This is a genomic window from Roseobacter sp. (genome assembly GCF_045106495.1).
Classification (GTDB): domain Bacteria; phylum Pseudomonadota; class Alphaproteobacteria; order Rhodobacterales; family Rhodobacteraceae; genus Roseobacter.
The window spans coordinates 126,647-146,554 of sequence record NZ_JBGCEQ010000003.1 but is presented as its reverse complement, the minus strand read 5'-3'; the positions used below and the strand labels follow the sequence as shown (position 1 = coordinate 146,554).

Here is a 19,908-nt window from a genome sequence, read left to right as displayed (position 1 = left end):
CCTCTGGCTAAAGCGGTCAGCGGAACGTCGCGTATCTGGGCACTGGGGTCAAGGTGCGGCGGCGCTGGGTGGTCTGAGAGCGGTTAGAACCTGCCTATGAAGCATTGGTCCTGCTGCAATTACACCGTTGAGCAAAGGCTTACCGTTATTGAAACGCAGGCGCGCGCCGGTTTTGTCTGTGCACTTCCCGCCTGCCTCTGTCACGATCAGGGCACCCGCAGCGATGTCCCATTCCCAACTGGGGCGAAATGTCAGCATGCCATCAAAACGTGCTTCCGCCACCAATCCAAGGCGGTATGCCAGTGAAGGGCGGTGAGAACGGGTAAAGTCTGGTAAACCGTTTGGCCAGTGATCTGCATGCATCACCGGTTTGGTGGCCAGAATTTCAGCCTCGTTCAGCTCACTTTGAGCGCTGATGGAGAGTTGGGCACCATTATGAAACGCGCCCTTGCCTAGGGCTGCTGAGTAGAGTTTGTCGCGCATCGGCAGGAAAATAACGGCTGCTGTAATCTCGTTATTATGTGCAATGGCAATCGAATGCGCCCAGGTGCGGGATCCTTCAACAAAGCTGCGCGTGCCGTCGATAGGGTCGATGACAAAAACCGTATCGCGTTGCAGTCTTTCACCTGAATCTTCGGACTCTTCGGATAACCAGCCATAGTCTGGCCGTGCTTCACATAGCATATTTTCCAAGGCATCGTTGACAGCAATATCTGCTTCGGTGACAGGCCCGGCGCCGTCGGGTTTGTCCCATTGGCGCGCCGTTTTACCGACAAAGCTGGTTGCAATTTGACCGGCCAAACGCGCAGCATCTTTGATCAGGTCAAGATCAGTTGCCTGCAAGGGTCATCCCCGGCACCAAAAGCGAGGGCACGACACGGCTCAGATGTCTGCGCGCATCATTGGCGGGTACAAGATTACGCAACATGTCGCGCAGGTTTCCCGCGATGGTGCATTCGTTGATGGCGCCGGTGATCTCACCCTTTTCAACCCAGAACCCAGCAGCCCCACGCGAATAGTCACCGGTATTGGGGTTGATTGTGGACCCGATCATAGAGGTCACTAGAAGACCTGTACCCATGTCTCGGATCAGATCTTCACGGCTTGCAGTGCCCTGCGTCAGCGCCACATTTGAACTTGCCGGGGAGGGCGCCGAAGACGTGCCCCGTGTCGCATTGGCCGTTGAACCCATACTCAGTTTCCGACCCGTTGCCAGATCCAAGGTCCAGCTTTTGAGGACCCCATCTTCGACGATGTTGCGCGGTTTCGTGGGCAACCCTTCGGCGTCAAAGGGGCGCGAACTGGCTGCCCGTGGCCGGTGTGGATCTTCGACCAGTGAGAGGTGGTCGGGCAATACTGCCTCGCCCATCGCATCCCGCAGCCATGATGCCCCACGTGCCACTGATGATCCGTTGATGGCCATCAGCAAATGACCAATCAGAGAAGCAGATATGCGTTCATCGAACAATACATCGAAGCAGCCAGTCGGTGGTTTGCGGGCATCCAGCCGCTCGACCGCACGGGCGGCGGCCTGTTGGCCGATCTCTTCCGGGCTGCGCAGATCAGATTGAAATGTTCGGCTGTCGCCGTCGTAGTCGCGCTCCATGCCTGTTCCGGTGCCAGCAATTGCAACGCATGACAACCCTCGGTTGGTTCTGTGGTATCCTCCAGAAAAACCGTTCGATGCCGCGAAATGCACCTGGCGCGCTGAGTATCCGGCACTGGCCGACTGCACTTGGCTGATCTCCTTGTTTTCCAAAGCTGATGCCTCTGCGCGTGCGGCGTCATCTTGCAAGCTGGCGGGCGAAGGCTCAGGTGTTGCATCCGCCAATTGCAAGGCCGAAATGTCATAGTCGACGGCGAGTTGTTCTGGTGTGGCCAGACCCGCATAGGCGTCATCGGGCGCTTCGCGGGCCATGGCGATGGCGCGCGCCGCCATCTCCTCGATTGTCTCGACACGCGTATCAGAGGCCGAGACCGTTGCGCTTTTCTGGCCCACAAATACGCGCAATCCCAGGTCAATGCCCTCGGATCTTTCAGCCTGCTCCAACGCTCCGGCGCGCACCTCAATGCTCAGCGATGTACCCTGTAAGACCATTGCATCAGCGGCATCCGCGCCTGCTTTTTTGGCGGTCTTCAGCAGCTGTGATGTCAAGGCCTCAGGCGATTGCGTCATAGGGTTGGCTCCAGTCCAATTGCACCTCAGGTAGCCCCGCGCGCGGGGTACCGCAAGGGAAGAGCGACAAATGAGGTGTATGAGGCGCTCCGAAACAATTGTAAAAGAGGATGGTGATGGGCTATTGAATCCGCTGACCATTGGCCAGAACATGGCCTTGCTCATTCATCTCGATCCGGGAATTCAGTGTATCTGGCTCGGCGCCGGGCACAGCCAGCAGCCCCATCATCATACGCGCTCCCATGGCTTGTTCTTCCGGCAAAAAACCCATTGAGACCAACGTATCCAGCAGTTTGTTGCCCCCTGACAGCGACAGATCCGCCGCGCCGATGGGCGTGGGTACACCGCCGGGTGCTGAATTGTCAAAGCGGAACGCCCCATTTCCCGTTAGTTCGGCACCGGCCACTTTGATCTGTAACTTGTTGATGTCCACAGTTTCCATTTCAGCAGGCGCGATGTTCGAATTCGCGGTCAAACCCGATGCGGCGGGATCAAAAAAATCAAAGAGCAATCGGGCCTTGCCCGTCAGATCCAGTGCAATGGTTGCGGGATCGCGGGGCAGCTGTGCGCTCGGGTCAAACATGCCCCAGAGCATGTCGGACATCGAAAAATCATTGAAGGAAAAGCCGAGCGCAAAATCGCTTGCCTCTTCAGATTTTTGAACCGGCGTTGCAAGGTTGAAGCTGGCACTGGCCATGTCAAAAGCAATTGGAACCGGAAAATCAGGTGATGTAATGGTGACGTTCAGGTCGTTTTGACCGCCGGAATACGCAAGACCGTCTTCCTTGAGCGTCACATCAAGAGTGCCCCCGTCGGAGGTTGTTGCTGCCGAGAAAGCCTCTGTGCCGCTGTCAATCACGGATACGTTTGAAGCACCGGCTGAATATTTGAATGTGCCATCGGTGCTTCCACCTGCGGCCAACACGGCGAGCATGTCGCTTGACTCAAGCTTCACCAACGGCACTGCACTGGACCCGGTGAAACCCAAATCCGCGAATTGCCCGTCCATTTTCAAGTCGCCATCGCCCTCAGGGTCAATGAAGGCGAGGTTATAGGTCACGCCAACTGCTTGCATGTCTTGATCGTAAACGCGGTTGCCGCCCACGGTTGTCCTCGTTGTACCGGAAAGGTCCTGCATGCCGATGGTCACTGCAGCAACCTCCGCGTCCTGTTTTTCGCCACCTATGGTTAAACCGGTCAAAACAATATCGACGCTTTGGGCGGCATATGTATTGGACAATTCCGTCGGCACACCGGAAACGGTTGACACCAGACCAGACTGGCGAAGCTCCAGTTCCACATCTGCGGTTTCTCCGTCTTCACCGATGACTTGCATTCGAATGGGCATGACCGGAGGAATGGCAATGTCAACGGTGCCGTCGCCATTTTCGGTAAAGGCGACCTCGTTCATGTTCACCGTAGATGCGCCCGTTTCTTCTGTGGCAGGAACGTTGATTGTCAGGTCGCTGATGGTCAGCGTCGCTCCGGATCGCGCTTGTGTTGCCGACACCTCATAGCCGAGGCCTTCAAAGTAGGTTTGCCAATTGCTCCAGACATCTTGCGCATCGATATCTGCATGGGCTGCATGCGTCGTGGAGAATACAAGGGCAGCGCTTGCTATGACGCGAAGAGGAAGAAATGACATACTGTGATCCTTTTTAACATTTGCCGCACATCGTCATGCAAGGCCTCGAGATGGTCAAGAGCAACCGGGGCTGGACCCGACATGCGCGGCGGATTACCACAATGCAATCAGATCAGGGAGCAAATCAAATGGATATGAGTGGCAAAACAGTACTGATCACCGGCGCGAGCCGTGGCATCGGAGCGGAGACTGCGCGGGTCTTCGCCAAAGCAGGCGCCAATGTGGCTTTGGTGGCGCGCGGTCAGAAGGAGATTGCGGATCTGGCGGGGGAAATTGGCGAAAAGGCAATTGCGATTCCCTGTAATGTCGCAAGCAGCCGAGAGGTCGCCGCCGCAATAGATGCTGCGGTCGAGACCTTTGGCGGCCTTGATGTGCTCATTAACAATGCAGGCGTCATCGAGCCGATCTCGCGTTTGTCTCACGCTGATGTAGATGCATGGGGCGACGTGATCGATATCAATCTTAAGGGTGTGTTTTTTGGAATGCACGCGGCTGTTCCTGTGATGAAAGCACGCGGCGGCGGGTCTGTTCTGACGATCAGCTCAGGAGCTGCGCATGGCCCGGTAGAGGCGTGGAGCCACTATTGTGCGTCAAAAGCCGCGGTCAACATGCTGACGCGCTGTCTGGACAAGGAAGAAGCGGCGCATGGTATCCGCGCCATTGGCCTTTCGCCCGGTACAGTTGCCACGCAAATGCAGCGCGAGATAAAAACCAGCGGGATCAACCCGGTCAGTCAGTTGGATTGGAGCGATCACATCCCGGCGGATTGGCCGGCAAAGGCACTCCTGTGGATGTGCAGCCCCGAAGCTGATGAATGGTGTGGGCAGGAGATATCGCTGCGTGACGAGAAAATCCGGGCGCAAGTTGGCCTGATATGATTGATCTGACCAAGGAGGGGGATGTCTGGACGGCGACACTCAATCGCCCGGAAAAGGCCAATGCGCTCACCGCGGAGATGTTGGAACAGCTGATCGACATCACGCGGTCTGCACAAGACGCACGGGCCATCATCCTCACCGGTCAGGGCCGGGTGTTCAGCGCCGGGGCCGATCTGGACGCGGCACGCGCAGGACTCGCAACTTCACCCTTGTGGGAACAGCTTTCGACAGCCATTGCGGATTTTCCTGGCCTTACAATCGCGGCCTTGAATGGGACCTTGGCAGGAGGTGCCATGGGCATGGCGCTGGCCTGCGACCTGCGCATCGCACCGCCGCACGCAAGGTTCTTTTACCCGGTAATGAAACTGGGCTTTTTGCCCCAGCCCAGTGATCCGGTCCGTATGTCCCAACTGATCGGCCCGTCACGTACCAAGCTGATCCTGATGGGAGGGCAGAAAATAGACGCCGAAGAAGCCCTGCGATTTGGTCTGATTGATCGGGTGCTGCCGGGTGAAGACATATTGGAGCATGCAAAGAGCCTCGCGGCGGATACGGTCGCTGCACAGCCAGCATTGGTGCAGCGCATCAAGCGCATGTGCGAGGAATCAAGCTGACGTCAACCACGCTCGCGCCGCAGCGACTTCGCCGAGGTCGAATGTTCGCAATTGTGTTGACATGAATGCCCCGGCCGCCTTGGAAAGTGACCCAACCCAGCCGATGTCTGATACCACCGCAACGTGACTGATGTGGCTAAGGTTTTTCACATCGAACTTGATGCCCTGCCAGATCACTGAAGCTTCAAACCCGTCGAAACTCTCCAGTATCTCGATCAATTTGATGGTGCCATGCCGGTCAATGAAGGCCTGAAGCGGCGTTGTCGCTGCTTCGTAATCCAGTTGGGTGATGCGACCTGAAACCGTAATTTCGGCCACACGCGTGGTATCGTATTCGGAATATGCAACGGTCATAAGATGCCTCCTGTTCATAGGATCAATCTATTGCGAACTCGCGGCTAATACGTTGCGCAAGATCAAATTTGGCGCCGCTTCCCGGGGACTTTGGACTGGAACCCTGGCGGCCGTTTGGCAACCCAGGCCGCGAATCTTGCCAGTCGCGGATGCAATCGCAGTGCCTCAATCGTCGCAAAATGGCGAGCAAGCTCCGCTTCGGAAAGACTCGCGTGAATCTCGCGGTGGCAGATATGATGCAACAACACGGTTGGCCCGCCTTTTCCACCTTTGAGCTTGGGTACCAAGTGATGAACGCTTTGCTTGACGTGCGGTGGGATGGGGCGATCACATAAGGGACAGATTGGATCAGACATCTGGGCTTGCTCCATCGGGTGCTGACAGGCACAAGCTTAGATCAGGAAATCGGGATGAAAAGAGGGTGTTTGCGTGGAATTTGACCTATCCACCCAGCCAGAAATTGTGCAGCGCGGCGCGGAATACGCCTTGGTGGTCTTTGAACTTGCCAAATCATGGGCTTTAAGCCCCGCAGCATGGTCTCAATTCGCCTTGCTGGTCCTTGCCTATATACTGGCGCTGCTTGTCGCGCGCCGTATGCGAGGGTTGCTGACGCGTCTTTTGATGCCCGCCGAAGACGCGGAAACCATCCTTGCCCGTGCCCGGCGCACATCGTTGATTGCGCTGCCCTTGTTGCTGCCGCTTTTGGCCTATGCCTTCACGGCACTCGGTGAAAGCGTTGTCCGTTCTGTTTTCGACAGTGGCGCCGTGATTGCCTTCGGCAAACGGGTTTTTCTGTTTCTCGCCGTGCGCACGCTGGTGCGCGACATCATAAGTGATCCGTTCCTCAAGCTTTTGGGGCGATACGTTCTGATACCGATTGCGGCGCTCTATGCGGTTGGTTTGCTCGACCCGTTGATGCTGAAACTAAGCGAAATGACGGTTTCGCTGGGGAATATTTCCTTCTCTGTCATGTCGTTGATCCGGGGTGTGATCGCGGGCAGCGTGCTGTTCTGGCTGGGCGGATGGTCGAACCGTCAAACAACGCAGTTCATCGAAAACCAAAAAGAGATGCGGCCCTCATTGCGGCAACTGACGGCCAAGGCGATTGAGTTCGCCATCTTTGGCGTCGCGTTCTTGCTGTTGCTCAATATCATGGGAATCAACTTGAGCGCCTTGGCCGTGATTGGGGGGGCGATCGGCGTCGGCCTTGGATTTGGTTTGCAAAAGATTGCATCGAATTTCATTTCCGGAGTCATTCTATTGATCGAGGGCCAGGCCACAGTTGGAGACTTCGTCGAACTGGATGGGGGCGAATCCGGTCAGATCGTGAAGATGACAGCGCGTGCTGCCGTTCTGGAAACCTTCGATGGGCGCTGGATCGTTGTGCCGAATGAGGATTTCATCACAACGCGGGTGATCAACTATTCGGATTCAGGTTCGGCCAACCGCTATGAGGCGCCATTCTCCGTAAGCTACGATACGGACATCAACCTTGTACCGCCGATCATCGAGGCCGCTGTTGCGACGCACCCCGATGTGCTCGACCTGCCTTATCCCCCCGATTGTGAATTACGCGGCTTTGGCGATAGCGGAATCGATTTCGCAGTGGAATTCTGGGTCAATGGGCTGGATGACGGTCCAAATAAGTACACGTCGGATGTCTTGTTTTTGATTTGGAATGCGCTGAAGGACAATGGCATCGAAATTCCCTACCCTCATCGGGTTGTGGAACTCAAAGGGCCCGTACCGCAGGTGGATATGTGACGCATGCTTTGGTGATCGGCGCCGGACCAGCAGGGTTGATGGCAGCCGAAGAACTGGCAGCACACGGACTGCAGGTCACGGTTTGCGAGGCAAAACCCTCAGTCGGGCGGAAGTTCCTGATGGCCGGCAAATCCGGACTGAACCTTGCAAAGGATGAACCGTTCGAGGCCATGGTGCCGCACTACTATGAGGCTGCCGATCGTGTGCGCCCGGTCTTGCAGGCTTTCGACGCCGAAGCGGTTCAAGCCTGGGCACGCGGTCTCGGTCAAGATGTTTTTACCGGATCGACCGGCCGGGTATTTCCACGCGCGATGAAGGCTTCGCCTTTGTTGCGCGCCTGGCTGGCGCGATTGAACAAGGCAGGTGTCACTCTGCGCACCAATTTGCGCTGGCACGGGTGGCAGGATGGCACGCCTGTATTTGACGGACCCGGCGGGCATGAAGCCATAGCTGCGGATGCAACAGTTCTGGCGTTGGGGGGTGCAAGCTGGGCACGTTTGGGGTCAGATGGTATTTGGGCCGATCACCTGGCCAAAGAGGGTGTTGCCCTCTCCCCTTTTGCACCGGCAAATGTCGGGCTCAAGATGTCCTGGAGCAAGTACATGCCGCCGCATTTCGGAGCCGCCCTAAAAGCTGTGCAATGGCGCGCTGGTGGGTTTTCGTCACGTGGCGAGGCCGTGATCACGGAACGCGGGCTTGAAGGTGGTGGGCTTTACACCTTGACGCCTGCGCTTCGGCGCGGCGCGCCCTTGACGATTGATTTTATGCCGGATCTGACGCTGGACCAAATGCACGCACGCCTTGCTGCCAAACCAGCCAAGACGCGGTTGACGCGTTGGATGGTCAACAATCTGCATCTACATGCCGCCAAAGTTGCTCTTTTCCATGAAATGACACGAGACCAGAATTTGGAGCGGGCGGATTGGGCGCAGACCGTTAAGGCGCTTCCGTTGCGGCATGCGGGTTTGCTTCCCATGGATGAAGCAATTTCTACCGCTGGCGGCGTGGCCTTTGGCGCCTTGACGCCGGACTTAATGCTCAAAGTCCTGCCGGGCGTCTTTTGCGCAGGCGAAATGATCGACTGGGAAGCGCCGACCGGTGGTTATCTGATCACAGGGTGCCTGGCGACAGGGCGCTGGGCGGGCAGGGCGGCAGCAACCTACGCGGCAGCCGTCGCTTGAAACGCGGGACGGCTACGCAGCGATTTGGCATACTCAAAGAGCTTGTCATCCACGCGCGGAAACTTGGCACCAACGGCCCAATTCAGGCAATGGCAAGCCAGAATGTCCGGCAAAGTGATGGTATCTCCCATCAGAAATGGACCTTCAAGCCGCTCTGACAAATGAGCCGTTGATTTCTCGAACTCAAATTTCAAGGCGTCCTTGGCTGCAGGCACGCGCAGGTGCTCAGGCAAAACAAAACTATGCTTTGCCGCTGCCCAGAGAATGGCATCCAATTCGTCGATCAACCAGAACGTCATGGCGTCCTGTTTGGCGCGCGCAACAGTCCCCGCCGGGGAGGTCAGTTTGCCGTGCTTGTCAGCCAGATATGTCATGATCGCCACGGAATCTGTCAGGACATCATTGCCATCAACCAAAGCAGGAATTTTCCCCAAGGCATTGTAGTGTAGCGCTTCTTCGGATCTGGGGTTGGCAGCGATCTGCTCATAGGGTTCGTTCATCTCTTGCAAGGTCCACATGACCCGAAAAGCGCGTGACTTGGTTGTGCCGATCACTTTGTACATTTGGATGTCCTTCTTTGCGAATACGCGCGTCCAAAGCCTGCCATGTGTGGTCCGGGGAGACAACTGTTGACGTTTTTTGTCAGTAGGACGTGTCAATTAATCAAGTGGTACTTTTCCCCTACGGAGGTTTTTCATGTCAAAATCAGGAAGCTGTCTTTGCGGTGCTGTCACCTATACTTTAGCCGATGATCCAAAAGAGTTCGGCGCGTGTCATTGCAACATGTGTCGTAAATGGAGCGGTGGTATTTTTCTTGGCCTCGAGGCGCCGGCGGAGACCGTGAAAGTTGATGGCGGCGAACACCTCACCACTTATCCTTCCTCGCCTTGGGCGGAACGTGCATTTTGCAAGATCTGCGGCAGTAGCGTCTATTACCGCGTCACGGCACCAGGACCCCATGAAGGCACCTACCACTTTGGCGTGGGCACACTGAACGATGTTGGAGATGTTCCACTTACTGGTGAGTTGTTCATCGACGAAAAACCGGGTGGTTACAGTTTCGCGCAGAAGACCCATCAGATGACAACTGAAGAGGTCATGGCGATGTTCGCTCCGCCGGAATAGCCTCAACGACTGCCTAGCATCGCAAGACGTATAAAGGCGCGTTCGACCAGTGCCATGCCAGGCGCGTTTTGCCCCGCAGATCGCAATTGCAGGTCCGTGTCCGTCAGAAGTGTGATGGCTGTTTCAAGTTTTGCAGGACCCCAGCGGCGCGATTGCGCCAGCATCCTGTCGCGGTTCGGGCCGAAAGTCGTCGGCCTGCCGGAGGTGTCACATGCCGCGCGATGGAGAGCGCGAAAGTGCCGCATCGCGCCAATGCACAGACCTACGGGTGTGGCCCCTTGCGCCACGAGTTTTTGCATCACCGGGCCAATGTCATGGGCGCGCGCCTCGGCCACGACCATCAGCACATCGTCGACATCCGCTTCTGTCGAGGTCGGCGCGCAGGCGGTGATATCTGAGAGCGACACCGGAGAGTCATCGCCGAGCTTGAACAGCGCAAGCTTTTCTACGGTTTGCCGGAAATCGCCAGGGTCTATGGCCTGCGCCAGATTGTTGAGGGCAGCCATCGTATCGTCGGATACCTGTTTCAGACCCGCGTCTCGCAGAGCGGTTTCTATCTCTTCTCGCGTTGGTGGATTGTCATAGATCGCGGCGGCATAGGCTTGCGAATGGCTCTCAAAGGCCTTGCGCAATTTCGATGTGGGTTTCAACGCGCCCGCCGTCACAACAATCTGAGCGTCTCCGGGTTGCCAATTTTCCAGGGCGGCTATGATCGATTGCGCGCAGGTCTCATTCGCTTCCTCGACAAAAGCGGCGCGGGTGCCGGGAAAAAACCCCATGGCTTTGATCGCGTCCATCAAGAGAGCGGGGTCCTTACGAATCTCACTACCGCTTAATCTGGTGAGACGCATTTCTTCATCAGCGCCGTTGCCAAGCAAAGCGGCCAATACTTGTTGGCGTTTGAGAGCTACGCGCATGGCATCCGCGCCATAGATCAGCAACCCGATCTTACTTGCGTCCGGCTTTGCAAAATAGGCGTTGGCGTCGCGTGGAGAAAGCTTCATTCCAAATCCGTCGACAGAACCCGCGTCACAATCTGATCGGCAAGCAGAATCATCAGGCGTTTTCGCGCGTCCCTTTCTGCCGCAAATGTGGCCACCGTTGTGCCGGCGGCAGAATACCCGGTGAAATTGGTAACGGTGTCTGACAAGGCTACCTGACCGGTGCTTGTTGCAATAATTGAAAACCGCGCGGATCCCACCAGATTGAAACGGGTCACGCTGCCTTCGGTATCTACTGCGAGGTTCGCCTGAGAGGTCGAGATTGCATACTGTAGCGTATAGTCGGCATTTGAGGCGCGGCCCAGACGTTCTTCGAGCCGTTGGGTCAAAAGAAACGCGTTACGGTTGTTCGGAGCTTGCACCGATATTTTGTTTTGAACATTCGCGCCCGTTGCGCCTGGTGCATATACAGGTTGAAACCCGCAAGCGGACAAGGCCATGATGGCCAAGACTAGGACTGTTCGGTTAAACGACAACATTCACGATCCGTCCCGGGACGACAATAACCTTTTTCGGCGTGGCGCCGTCGAGGGTTCGCATCACAGCCTGATCTGCCAGAGCCAGCTTTTCAACCTCTTCTTTAGGCATATTGGCGGGTATGGTGATTTCTGTGCGTCGTTTTCCGTTCACTTGAATAGGTAGGGTCACGGTATCAGACACCAGCATCTTCTCATCCGCCTTGGGCCATGGCGCCGTCGTGACCAAACCTTCGCCACCTTGATGCGCCCAGATGTCCTCGGAGAGGTGCGGCGTCATTGGCGACATGAGTTGCGCCAGTGTCATCACCGCTTCACGTTGCGCCGCATATCCTGCCTTGGATTTTTGCAAGATGGCCGTGAAGGCATATAGTTTCGCAATGGCGGCATTAAAGCCAAAGCTCTCTATTCCCATGGTCACGTCATGGATGCACAGATGCATCGCACGCAAAAGATCCGCATCGCCCGAGCCTTGGGTATCCTTGTCCATCTTCCCGATGCGATCGCATAGGCTCCAGACACGACCAAGGTGTTTATACGCCGCTTCCGCCCCGCTGGCCGTCCATTCCACGTCGCGCTCAGGTGGGCTGTCGCTCAGCACAAACCAGCGTGCGGTATCTGCGCCATAAGCGGAGATGATGTTGATCGGGTCGACAACGTTTTTCTTCGAGTTAGACATCTTGGCAGAGGGGATGATCTCAACAACACTGCCATCGTCGAGTTTTCCGTCGCTCACCTCTTCCGGCAAATGATAGACCGGGCGGCCTTTGTCGTCACGCGTCTGGTAAATCTCATGCGTAACCATGCCTTGGGTAAAGAGCGCGTCGAAAGGCTCAATCGCTGATTTTGGCAGATGTCCTGTAATCTGCATAGCGCGCGCAAAGAAGCGTGAATAGAGCAGGTGCAGGATCGCATGTTCGATACCGCCGATATACTGATCCACATTCATCCAGTATGCGGCGTCCTCGGCCACAGTAGGCGTCTTGGCGTGCGGCGCAGTGAACCGCGCGAAATACCACGAACTGTCAACAAAGGTGTCCATTGTATCGGTTTCGCGTTTTGCCGGTTTACCGCACGCCGGGCAGGATGTGTCACGCCAGGTCGGGTGCCGGTCGAGCGGGTTGCCAGGGACATCTAGTGTTACGTCGTAGGGCAACGCGATGGGCAGGTTCTCTTTCTTTTCCGGCACCACGCCACAGTCATCGCAATGGACAACCGGGATCGGGCACCCCCAGTAGCGTTGACGTGACAGCCCCCAGTCGCGCAGTCGAAATTTTGTGACGCCCTGACCAATCCCGTTGCTTTCGCAATACGCGATGGCGGCGTCGATGGCTTCGAGCCCGGTCTGATGAGGCTCTCCTGCAAATCCCCGATTGTAAAATACTTTTTCCGATTTTGCCGGGACGAAGGCTTCGTTGAGGACGTCGAGGGAACTTTTGGTCGGCAAGTATGTCGAAATGATCGGCAGGCCGTACTTTGTAGCAAATTCGAAATCGCGCTGATCATGCGCCGGGCACCCGAAAATTGCGCCTGTCCCGTAGTCCATCAGGATGAAATTCGCGATGTAAACGGGAATCGCATGAGCGGTATCAAAGGGGTGTCGCACCTTGATGCCCGTATCGAAGCCCAGCTTTTCTGCAGTCTCAATTTCCTCCTCAGTCGTGCCGCCCTGTCGGCACTCGGCACAGAAGGTGGCAACTTCTGGATTGTCGCGCTCCAGAAATTTTGCCAGCGGATGGTCTGGCGAAATGCCAACGAATGACGCACCCAAGAGCGTATCCGGACGTGTGGTATAGACCTCGATCCGGTCATGCCCGTCAGGACCGTCGATAGTGGAGAAGGCAAATTGCAGCCCGCGCGACTTGCCAATCCAATTTTCCTGCATCAGGCGAACTTTGGCGGGCCAGTTTTCCAAAGTGTCCAGAGCATCAAGCAACTCTTCAGAATGATCGCTGATCTTGAAAAACCATTGCGTCAGTTCGCGTCGCTCCACCAGAGCGCCGGACCGCCAGCCCCGGCCCTGTTCCACCTGTTCATTGGCCAGAACGGTCATATCAACCGGGTCCCAATTCACCACGGCATTCTTTCTGTAAACCAATCCCGCGTCGAGAAAATCAAGAAACAAGGATTGCTGCTGGCCGTAGTATTCGGGATCGCAGGTGGCAAATTCGCGTGACCAGTCAATTGACAGTCCCAGCGGTTTCATCTGATCGCGCATGTCTGCGATATTGCCGTAGGTCCAATCCTTGGGGTGACCGCCAATCGCCATGGCGGCGTTCTCCGCGGGCATGCCAAAGGCGTCCCAGCCCATAGGATGCAGGACGTTGTGCCCGGTTGCGATCTTGTAGCGCGCGATTACATCGCCCATCGTGTAGTTGCGCACATGCCCCATATGAATGCGCCCGGATGGATAGGGGAACATCTCAAGCACATAGTATTTGGGTTTGTCCGCCGACCGCACCGCCTTGAATACATCGTCCCTGTTCCAGACCTCTTGCCAGCGGGCTTCGATTTCTGCGGGGGTGTAACGCGTCATGTCAGCGTCCTTCTCACGTAAGTGCGCCTAGGGCCGTTTCGTTCATCAGGCCCGGCAGGGATATCGGTAAAAATCGGTTGGCCGTGGATTACAGTTTGTTGTCGGCAATTCGGATTTGCCGGGCGCGACTTAGGATCGCGTCTTCTATTGCGCGCACGGTTGCTGCGCTCGCGGGCCCGTTTTTGGTTTGAACCGAGACGTTCAGAGACCTTGCGTCCAGCGCAGGATCATTGATCAAAACTGTTGCCCGATAAGATCTGCCACCGCCAGGCGGTGTGCCAAACCCAGTAATGATCACGCCAGTGAAGGGATCAACCGTTTGCACGGGCAGGAAATTCAGCACTTCCAAAGACGCTGTCCACAGGTATTTGTTTACAGCGACAATGTTCTCGGTGTTTTGACCGCGAAAGGCGTCCCATATGGTTGCTTCGCCAGCGCCTTCGACGGTGCGGTTCGTGTCATTGTCCACTTCGCGCGCATCGGTAGAACCGACAAGGGGTGCGCCGCCTTGTGTGCCGGAGCCTGAACCGCAGCCTGCCAGCGCTGCCGCGATGGCGATCACGCCGATAACCCTGGGAAAAAATGCTTGTGTCATGTGACTGCCTGCTGGTCAATTTGTGCTGCACGTTAATCCAACTGATGGAGTGGGGACAAGGGCGAGAACATACATATAAACCCTTGGTTAACCCTATACGTGTCGATCACGCGTCAATGTGCACGACAAGGTCGAAACGAGTGTGGCAAAGCTGCACCATTTTTCCCGGCTCTCACCTTGCGCTTCTCCAAGTTCTTGCAATGGAGGGCGGATTAGAGCGAAACACACTTCAGGTTCAAAAGGGATTCCCCCGTTGGACAACGAATAGCAACCGAGGACAAGTTCATGAAAAAACTTCTCATTGCCACTACAGCACTGGTGGGAACAGCCAGCGTAGCAGGCGCTGACATCGCAAACTTTAACTTCAGCGGTTACGGCCGTTTTGGTATCCTGTACGAAGAAGATCGTGGCGGAGGCACTCAAGAAGAAACCCGTCTGGAAAGCCGGTACCGGTTGAACATCGACTCTTCGACAACGACAGACGGTGGCATCCGCTTTGCTGCACGTATCCGTGTTGAAGCAAACGACAACGCTGACAACTCTGTAAACCAGGGTGTCTTCTCCGGCGCACGTTTCCAAGCGTCTTCTGGTGGCTTGCGTATCCGCGTTGGTAACATCTCCGGCGTTACAGATGCCGCAACAGTTGTGAACTACTTCGGTTACGAGCCTGGCCTTATCGGTCAAACAGGTCAGTACGCGAACAGCGGTGTTGGCTTGCCAGCGTTCGCCAGCACCGGTGCTGGCGCTAACGGCGTCAACGCTCTGTATGAAATGGGCGATTTCGCTGTCATGGCTTCCTGGACAGACGATCACACTGATAACCTGGGCGCCACTGCAGATACAGAAGCATTCGGTGACTCGTTTGAAATCGGTGCATCTTACACGTTCAGCGCGTGGACAGCTGGCCTCGTTTACGGTGAGTTCGAAGATGCCGGTACTGACGTCGAAAACGACTGGATCGTTGCAACATTGTCCGGCTCGCTCGGTATCGCAGATGTTTCCTTCCTAGTCTCCGACTTTGAAGGCGACGACGACTTCGTTATCGGTGCATCCGCATCGATCCCAGTCGGCGCAGCAACAAACATCGTAGCATCCGTTTCTGACGGTGGTGCAGATGGAAACGACACATCCTACGGTCTCGGCTTCACCCACTCGCTGGGTGGCGGCGTATCCTTGGCTGGTATGGCTGGTTCCAATGCAGCCGGCAACACGATTGCTGACTTGGGTGTTCGCTTCAACTTCTAAGTTGAACGTCACAACCTGAATTTGGGGCGGACCTTCGGGTCTGCCCCTTTTTGTTTTTCGCAGATCTATTATCTTGTGATGTCATTGTGGAATGGAGCTAACAGATGGGTTTGCAGGATATTTATGATCGTGTGACGCGTGCCGAAAGTGCGGCTGGCCGACCGTCGGGATCAGTAAAGCTGATTGCCGTATCAAAGGTGCAACCCAACGCCCGCGTAGACGCCGTTTTGTCACAAGGCCATCGTTGTTTTGGCGAGAACCGTGTGCAAGAAGCCGCCGGGAAGTGGCCGGACTTTCGCGTCAACTATGACAATGTGGATTTGCATTTGATTGGTCCGCTGCAGACCAACAAAGCGCGTCAGGCGTTCGATTTGTTTCAGTCCGTTCATTCGTTGGATCGTTTGAAACTTGCCAAGACGTTTGCGCGTCTGGCGCAAGAAACGGGGCATTGCCCCGATGTTTTCATTCAGGTGAATACCGGCGAGGAACCGCAAAAGTCCGGAATATTGCCCGCAGACACAGATGCTTTTGTAAAGGACTGCATTGCAATGGATTTGCCTGTTCAAGGGTTGATGGCGATCCCACCCGCCGAGGAAGAAGCTGCTCTTCACTTCGCTCTGCTTGCCAAGCTGGCGGCGCGAAATGGACTTAAGGCCCTAAGCATGGGTATGAGCGGTGATTTTGAAAAGGCCATTGCGCTCGGTGCAACACATGTTCGAGTAGGTTCTGCGATCTTCGGAGCGAGGGAAGCAACTTGAGATCCACATTGCAAGGTCTCACTATCCAGTGACGATCAGCCGTGTCTGAAGCGTGATGCGCTTGGCGATCCTGTGCAGATGCGGTCGCGACAGCCCAATACAACCCTCTGTCGGAAAGCCGGCGCGGCGGTATTGGTGGATAAAAATGGCAGAACCACGCCCTTTGATCGCATAGGGCCAATTCCAGTCTGTCAGAAGCACAAGATCATAAAGTGGGTCCGCACGCCGAAGCTTCTCGTGACTTGCATTGTAGGGCGCACGCACCATCAAATTGTAATCTGCGTCTGTCATGTCGTCAGACCACAGGTCACGTGGTCCGATAGGCAGCGCCCAATCGGTCGGGCGCATCAAACGGTCGGGACGGTAAAGCATTCCCACAATGCGATGTGCTCCAATGGGTGTCGCCCCATCGCCTTCACGTTTTTTCCCTGTAAGTCCGTTTTTGCCGATCGTGCAGGGGTAGCGTTGCCCTTGAAATCGCAGACCCAAAGGGCTGAGCACAAGATCGTTCGAGGTCACTGAAGATGTCCCGATTTTGCAGCTTTGGTCGCAAGATAAGCGCGATTATGCCGGTTTTCGCCCTCGTGAAGCGGGACTCGCTCTGTTACATTGATCCCGCTGACCTGCATCATTTCCACTTTGTTTGGGTTATTTGTCATCAAGCGAACAGCCGAAAAGCCCAGTGCCTTCAGAATATCGGCGCCGAGGCGAAAATCGCGCTCATCGTCCTCAAAGCCCAGTCGATGATTGGCTTCAACCGTGTCAAAACCCTGATCCTGCAAGGAATAAGCGCGCATCTTGTTCGCGAGACCGATCCCACGCCCTTCTTGATTCATGTAAAGTAGTATGCCGTGGCCTTCTTGGCCCATTTGTTTCAAAGCAGCGCGCAGTTGCGGACCGCAGTCGCATTTCAACGATCCCATCAAATCACCGGTGAAACAGGCAGAATGAAGACGGCTCAAAACCGGTTTCGCCCGATCGGGCCTGCCAATTTCAACTGCGTAGTGCTCTTCACTGCCATCTTCGGGGCGAAAAACATGCAGCCGGCCTGCTTCCGAAACCTCCAGGGGTAAACGCGCGCTGATTACCTCGCTTAACGGACTACGGCTCGAAAGATGAGGGATCGCTTCAGACAACGGTAAACTGGTCAAACCGTTCTGCGATGACATGTTGTGGGCGTCAGATATCGGGACCACCAAACAAGCAGGAAGGAGCCGCGCCGTCTTGCACAATGAAAGCCCCGCACGATGGGCGGCTACATCACCATCGCGCGCGCAGGTCAGCGGGCCTTTTAACGGGGTCATTAAGTCACCCGCCGGGTCGGCCACCCCCTGCGCCCAGGCCAAGGTGGCGTCGGCTGGAAAGAGAATGCGCGCCAAATCGCCATCATAGGCACGCGCTTTGAGGGTTTCGGCTCGGCGCGCGGTGATTGCAAGCACGGCCTCGCCTGGTACTGCCAAGAGTGCCTCCAGACGGTTTGCGTCCAGAGTCTCAATCGCCGCGATCAAAACTGGTGCGGGCCCGTCCATTACGACGGGAACCCCCATGCGCAAGTCGGCGCGCGCGCGCGCCAACAGTTCTGTGATATCTGGTCGGATGCTCATGATGTTACAATGCCTGCATAAACTGGGCTTGATCTAGGGCAATTCCTTCCGAATTGAAACAATTGCCCGCTAATGTAACACGAGCGCGTGAGAGCAAAGGGCGCAAGCTTGCCAGATGGAATGCAAAGACACATCTGTTGGTCAAGTAACGGAGAGATGTGATGGCACAATTGAGAAAAATACTTTTGGTCGATGACGATGAAGATTTGCGCGAAGCATTGAGCGAACAGCTGATCATGACTGAAGACTTTGACGTTTTTGAAGCAGGCAATGGCGCGGAAGCCATGGCACGCGCGAAGGAAGCGCTATATGATCTCGTTATCCTCGACGTGGGTTTGCCGGATACCGATGGGCGCGAGTTATGCCGGTTGATGCGCAAACAAGGTGTGAAGAGCCCCATCTTGATGCTGACCGGTCATGACAGTGATGCTGATACGATTCTGGGTTTGGATGCTGGTGCAAACGATTACGTGAGCAAACCATTTAAGTTCCCAGTTTTGCTTGCGCGTATTCGCGCTCAATTGCGCCAACATGAACAATCTGAGGACGCAGTTTTCCAGCTGGGACACTACACATTTAAGCCGTCCATGAAGATACTTATCACAGAAGACGAAAAGAAAGTTCGTCTGACTGAGAAAGAGACCAACATATTGAAATTCCTCTATAGATCCACAGACGGTGTTGTTGCCCGCGACGTTCTCTTGCACGAGGTCTGGGGTTACAATGCTGGTGTCACCACGCACACGCTCGAGACGCATATCTATCGGTTACGCCAGAAAATCGAGCTTGACCCGTCCAATGCGCGACTTTTGGTGACGGAATCTGGCGGTTATCGTCTTATGGCGTAAAACGTTTGGTTTTTGTTAACCATTTTGACGTTATATTAAAGATGCTGAAAGGGTTTGTTGATCCATCAGCAAAGTATCCCGCGCATGTCCGGGTTATGACATGCACCTCCCTGTTGGACTTGGCCGGGCCTTGTGCCCGGCCCTTTTTTCTCATCAAGCCCTTACAGCACTTCAGTCCAGCACTTCTTTTGTAGAACAGTTTCCAGATCGACCTAAAACGCGTGGCGAACCATTAACACCTGCGCTAGGGTGCACGCAGTTTTAATTCGGAGCTGCCTGCATGACATTTTCACTCGCCACCTGGAATATCAATTCCGTGCGCTTGCGCGAGGCACTTGTTCTGAAGTTGCTGGATCAGGAATGCCCAGATGTTCTATGTCTGCAGGAATGCAAAAGCCCGGTTGACAAGATGCCGCTAGAGGCGTTTGCGGCAGCGGGCTATAACCATGTCGTTGCGCGTGGGCAGAAGGGCTATAACGGCGTTGCAATTCTTTCCAAAATACCAATGCAAGAAGCCGGATCGCATGATTTCGCATCGCTTGGTCACGCGCGGCATATTGCCGGAAAGTTGGAGAACGGCGCGACAATTCATAACTTTTACGTCCCTGCCGGAGGCGATGTCGCGGACCGAAAAGTAAACGAAAAATTTGGTCAAAAATTGGATTATTTGACCGAAATGCGCGACTGGTTCCGGGACAATAGGCCAGAAAAATCAATACTTGTGGGTGATTTGAACATCGCGCCCCGCGAAGATGATGTTTGGGATCATAAGAAGCTTTTGAAGGTCGTCAGCCATACCCCCATTGAAGTTGCGCATTTTGCAGAGACCCAAGCGGCCGGCGGTTGGGTGGATGTAACGCGGCAAGACATCCCTGATGGACGGCTCTACAGTTGGTGGTCTTACCGTGCCAAAGACTGGGATGGCGCGGACAAAGGGCGGCGTTTGGATCATATCTGGGCGAGTTCAGATATATCGCAATCTGCGCATTCAAGCCGTGTATTGCGGTCCGTGCGGGGGTGGGAAAAGCCCAGCGATCACGCGCCGGTATTCGCAAGTTTTGACCTTTGAAATACACAAAATGCCCCCATATAAATGCGTAACGCGAGT

General features: G+C 55.5%; 21 protein-coding genes. 9 read left to right on the top strand and 12 right to left on the bottom strand.

Features of this window, described 5'->3' with window-relative positions:
• Positions 1–48: 48 nt before the first annotated feature.
• From AB8B75_RS02665 to AB8B75_RS02655, 3 genes are all read right to left on the bottom strand, one after another.
• Positions 49–843 (bottom strand): inositol monophosphatase family protein, encoded by a 795-nt coding sequence (locus tag AB8B75_RS02665; protein ID WP_405359620.1) that lies wholly within the window; start codon positions 841–843, stop codon positions 49–51.
• Positions 830–2,176 (bottom strand): TldD/PmbA family protein, encoded by a 1,347-nt coding sequence (locus AB8B75_RS02660; RefSeq protein ID WP_405359618.1) that lies wholly within the window; start codon positions 2,174–2,176, stop codon positions 830–832. The genes AB8B75_RS02665 and AB8B75_RS02660 overlap by 14 nt, the downstream gene beginning before the upstream one ends.
• 121 nt (positions 2,177–2,297) lie before the next feature.
• Complete coding sequence (locus AB8B75_RS02655) at positions 2,298–3,821, bottom strand: DUF2125 domain-containing protein (RefSeq protein WP_405359617.1); 1,524 nt, start codon at positions 3,819–3,821, stop codon at positions 2,298–2,300.
• Between the two features lie 128 nt (positions 3,822–3,949).
• Between AB8B75_RS02655 and AB8B75_RS02650 the strand changes: the two genes are divergently transcribed.
• Both AB8B75_RS02650 and AB8B75_RS02645 read left to right on the top strand, forming a co-directional pair.
• Complete coding sequence (locus AB8B75_RS02650) at positions 3,950–4,699, top strand: SDR family oxidoreductase (RefSeq protein ID WP_405359615.1); 750 nt, start codon at positions 3,950–3,952, stop codon at positions 4,697–4,699.
• Positions 4,696–5,313, top strand: a complete 618-nt coding sequence (locus AB8B75_RS02645) for an enoyl-CoA hydratase/isomerase family protein (protein WP_405359614.1) — start codon at positions 4,696–4,698, stop codon at positions 5,311–5,313. The genes AB8B75_RS02650 and AB8B75_RS02645 overlap by 4 nt, the downstream gene beginning before the upstream one ends.
• On the opposite strand, the gene AB8B75_RS02640 is transcribed toward AB8B75_RS02645, so the two are convergent.
• Positions 5,305–5,667, bottom strand: coding sequence for an STAS/SEC14 domain-containing protein (locus tag AB8B75_RS02640; RefSeq protein WP_405359613.1), 363 nt, complete (start codon positions 5,665–5,667; stop codon positions 5,305–5,307). The genes AB8B75_RS02645 and AB8B75_RS02640 overlap by 9 nt on opposite strands.
• Before the next feature lie 62 nt (positions 5,668–5,729).
• Positions 5,730–6,023, bottom strand: coding sequence for an HNH endonuclease (locus tag AB8B75_RS02635; protein WP_405359612.1), 294 nt, complete (start codon positions 6,021–6,023; stop codon positions 5,730–5,732).
• 73 nt (positions 6,024–6,096) lie between these two features.
• Here AB8B75_RS02635 and AB8B75_RS02630 point away from each other — a divergent pair, with 73 nt between their 5' ends.
• Complete coding sequence (locus tag AB8B75_RS02630) at positions 6,097–7,431, top strand: mechanosensitive ion channel family protein (RefSeq protein WP_405359611.1); 1,335 nt, start codon at positions 6,097–6,099, stop codon at positions 7,429–7,431.
• A complete protein-coding gene (locus tag AB8B75_RS02625) occupies positions 7,428–8,612 on the top strand; it encodes a TIGR03862 family flavoprotein (RefSeq protein ID WP_405359610.1) in 1,185 nt (394 codons plus the stop codon). Before AB8B75_RS02630 ends, AB8B75_RS02625 begins: the two co-directional genes overlap by 4 nt.
• On the opposite strand, the gene AB8B75_RS02620 is transcribed toward AB8B75_RS02625, so the two are convergent.
• A complete protein-coding gene (locus AB8B75_RS02620) occupies positions 8,591–9,175 on the bottom strand; it encodes a glutathione S-transferase family protein (RefSeq protein ID WP_405359608.1) in 585 nt (194 codons plus the stop codon). The two genes, AB8B75_RS02625 and AB8B75_RS02620, sit on opposite strands and share 22 nt — an antisense overlap.
• 133 nt (positions 9,176–9,308) lie before the next feature.
• Here AB8B75_RS02620 and AB8B75_RS02615 point away from each other — a divergent pair, with 133 nt between their 5' ends.
• On the top strand, positions 9,309–9,737 hold the full coding sequence (locus AB8B75_RS02615) for a GFA family protein (protein WP_405359607.1): 429 nt from the start codon (positions 9,309–9,311) through the stop codon (positions 9,735–9,737).
• A gap of 2 nt (positions 9,738–9,739) precedes the next feature.
• On the opposite strand, the gene holA is transcribed toward AB8B75_RS02615, so the two are convergent.
• From holA to AB8B75_RS02595, 4 genes are all read right to left on the bottom strand, one after another.
• Positions 9,740–10,741, bottom strand: coding sequence for a DNA polymerase III subunit delta (gene holA, locus AB8B75_RS02610; protein WP_405359605.1), 1,002 nt, complete (start codon positions 10,739–10,741; stop codon positions 9,740–9,742).
• Positions 10,738–11,217 carry an LPS assembly lipoprotein LptE gene (gene lptE / locus AB8B75_RS02605; RefSeq protein WP_405359603.1) on the bottom strand — a complete coding sequence of 160 codons (480 nt, stop codon included), beginning with the start codon at positions 11,215–11,217 and terminating at the stop codon, positions 10,738–10,740. Before lptE ends, holA begins: the two co-directional genes overlap by 4 nt.
• A complete protein-coding gene (gene leuS, locus AB8B75_RS02600; RefSeq protein ID WP_405359602.1) occupies positions 11,204–13,750 on the bottom strand; it encodes a leucine--tRNA ligase in 2,547 nt (848 codons plus the stop codon). The genes lptE and leuS overlap by 14 nt, the downstream gene beginning before the upstream one ends.
• Before the next feature lie 88 nt (positions 13,751–13,838).
• Positions 13,839–14,345 (bottom strand): DUF3576 domain-containing protein, encoded by a 507-nt coding sequence (locus tag AB8B75_RS02595; RefSeq protein ID WP_405359601.1) that lies wholly within the window; start codon positions 14,343–14,345, stop codon positions 13,839–13,841.
• Positions 14,346–14,630: 285 nt separating this feature from the next.
• Between AB8B75_RS02595 and AB8B75_RS02590 the strand changes: the two genes are divergently transcribed.
• Positions 14,631–15,590, top strand: coding sequence for a porin (locus AB8B75_RS02590; protein WP_405359599.1), 960 nt, complete (start codon positions 14,631–14,633; stop codon positions 15,588–15,590).
• Between the two features lie 104 nt (positions 15,591–15,694).
• Positions 15,695–16,348, top strand: coding sequence for a YggS family pyridoxal phosphate-dependent enzyme (locus AB8B75_RS02585; protein ID WP_405359598.1), 654 nt, complete (start codon positions 15,695–15,697; stop codon positions 16,346–16,348).
• 21 nt (positions 16,349–16,369) lie between these two features.
• Here AB8B75_RS02585 and AB8B75_RS02580 read toward each other — a convergent pair whose 3' ends face one another.
• Both AB8B75_RS02580 and ribA read right to left on the bottom strand, forming a co-directional pair.
• Complete coding sequence (locus AB8B75_RS02580) at positions 16,370–16,867, bottom strand: L,D-transpeptidase (RefSeq protein ID WP_405359597.1); 498 nt, start codon at positions 16,865–16,867, stop codon at positions 16,370–16,372.
• Positions 16,864–17,952, bottom strand: a complete 1,089-nt coding sequence (gene ribA / locus AB8B75_RS02575) for a GTP cyclohydrolase II (protein ID WP_405359596.1) — start codon at positions 17,950–17,952, stop codon at positions 16,864–16,866. The genes AB8B75_RS02580 and ribA overlap by 4 nt, the downstream gene beginning before the upstream one ends.
• 161 nt (positions 17,953–18,113) lie before the next feature.
• On the opposite strand from ribA, the gene AB8B75_RS02570 reads away from it, so the two are divergent.
• Both AB8B75_RS02570 and AB8B75_RS02565 read left to right on the top strand, forming a co-directional pair.
• The gene (locus tag AB8B75_RS02570; RefSeq protein ID WP_405359595.1) at positions 18,114–18,800 is read left to right on the top strand and encodes a response regulator transcription factor; all 687 of its coding nucleotides are present in this window, start codon (positions 18,114–18,116) and stop codon (positions 18,798–18,800) included.
• A gap of 280 nt (positions 18,801–19,080) precedes the next feature.
• Positions 19,081–19,869, top strand: coding sequence for an exodeoxyribonuclease III (locus tag AB8B75_RS02565; protein WP_405359594.1), 789 nt, complete (start codon positions 19,081–19,083; stop codon positions 19,867–19,869).
• Positions 19,870–19,908 lie beyond the last annotated feature (39 nt).

Coding starts and splice junctions, on each gene's coding strand:
- AB8B75_RS02640 (WP_405359613.1), bottom strand. CDS start 5,667: ATGACCGTTGCATATTCCGAATACGATACCACGCGTGTGGCCGAAATT.
- AB8B75_RS02570 (WP_405359595.1), top strand. CDS start 18,114: ATGGCACAATTGAGAAAAATACTTTTGGTCGATGACGATGAAGATTTG.
- AB8B75_RS02615 (WP_405359607.1), top strand. CDS start 9,309: ATGTCAAAATCAGGAAGCTGTCTTTGCGGTGCTGTCACCTATACTTTA.
- AB8B75_RS02620 (WP_405359608.1), bottom strand. CDS start 9,175: ATGTACAAAGTGATCGGCACAACCAAGTCACGCGCTTTTCGGGTCATG.
- AB8B75_RS02660 (WP_405359618.1), bottom strand. CDS start 2,176: ATGACGCAATCGCCTGAGGCCTTGACATCACAGCTGCTGAAGACCGCC.
- lptE (WP_405359603.1), bottom strand. CDS start 11,217: ATGTTGTCGTTTAACCGAACAGTCCTAGTCTTGGCCATCATGGCCTTG.
- AB8B75_RS02645 (WP_405359614.1), top strand. CDS start 4,696: ATGATTGATCTGACCAAGGAGGGGGATGTCTGGACGGCGACACTCAAT.
- AB8B75_RS02590 (WP_405359599.1), top strand. CDS start 14,631: ATGAAAAAACTTCTCATTGCCACTACAGCACTGGTGGGAACAGCCAGC.
- AB8B75_RS02585 (WP_405359598.1), top strand. CDS start 15,695: ATGGGTTTGCAGGATATTTATGATCGTGTGACGCGTGCCGAAAGTGCG.
- AB8B75_RS02635 (WP_405359612.1), bottom strand. CDS start 6,023: ATGTCTGATCCAATCTGTCCCTTATGTGATCGCCCCATCCCACCGCAC.
- holA (WP_405359605.1), bottom strand. CDS start 10,741: ATGAAGCTTTCTCCACGCGACGCCAACGCCTATTTTGCAAAGCCGGAC.
- AB8B75_RS02650 (WP_405359615.1), top strand. CDS start 3,950: ATGGATATGAGTGGCAAAACAGTACTGATCACCGGCGCGAGCCGTGGC.
- AB8B75_RS02565 (WP_405359594.1), top strand. CDS start 19,081: ATGACATTTTCACTCGCCACCTGGAATATCAATTCCGTGCGCTTGCGC.
- ribA (WP_405359596.1), bottom strand. CDS start 17,952: ATGAGCATCCGACCAGATATCACAGAACTGTTGGCGCGCGCGCGCGCC.
- AB8B75_RS02595 (WP_405359601.1), bottom strand. CDS start 14,345: ATGACACAAGCATTTTTTCCCAGGGTTATCGGCGTGATCGCCATCGCG.
- leuS (WP_405359602.1), bottom strand. CDS start 13,750: ATGACGCGTTACACCCCCGCAGAAATCGAAGCCCGCTGGCAAGAGGTC.
- AB8B75_RS02655 (WP_405359617.1), bottom strand. CDS start 3,821: ATGTCATTTCTTCCTCTTCGCGTCATAGCAAGCGCTGCCCTTGTATTC.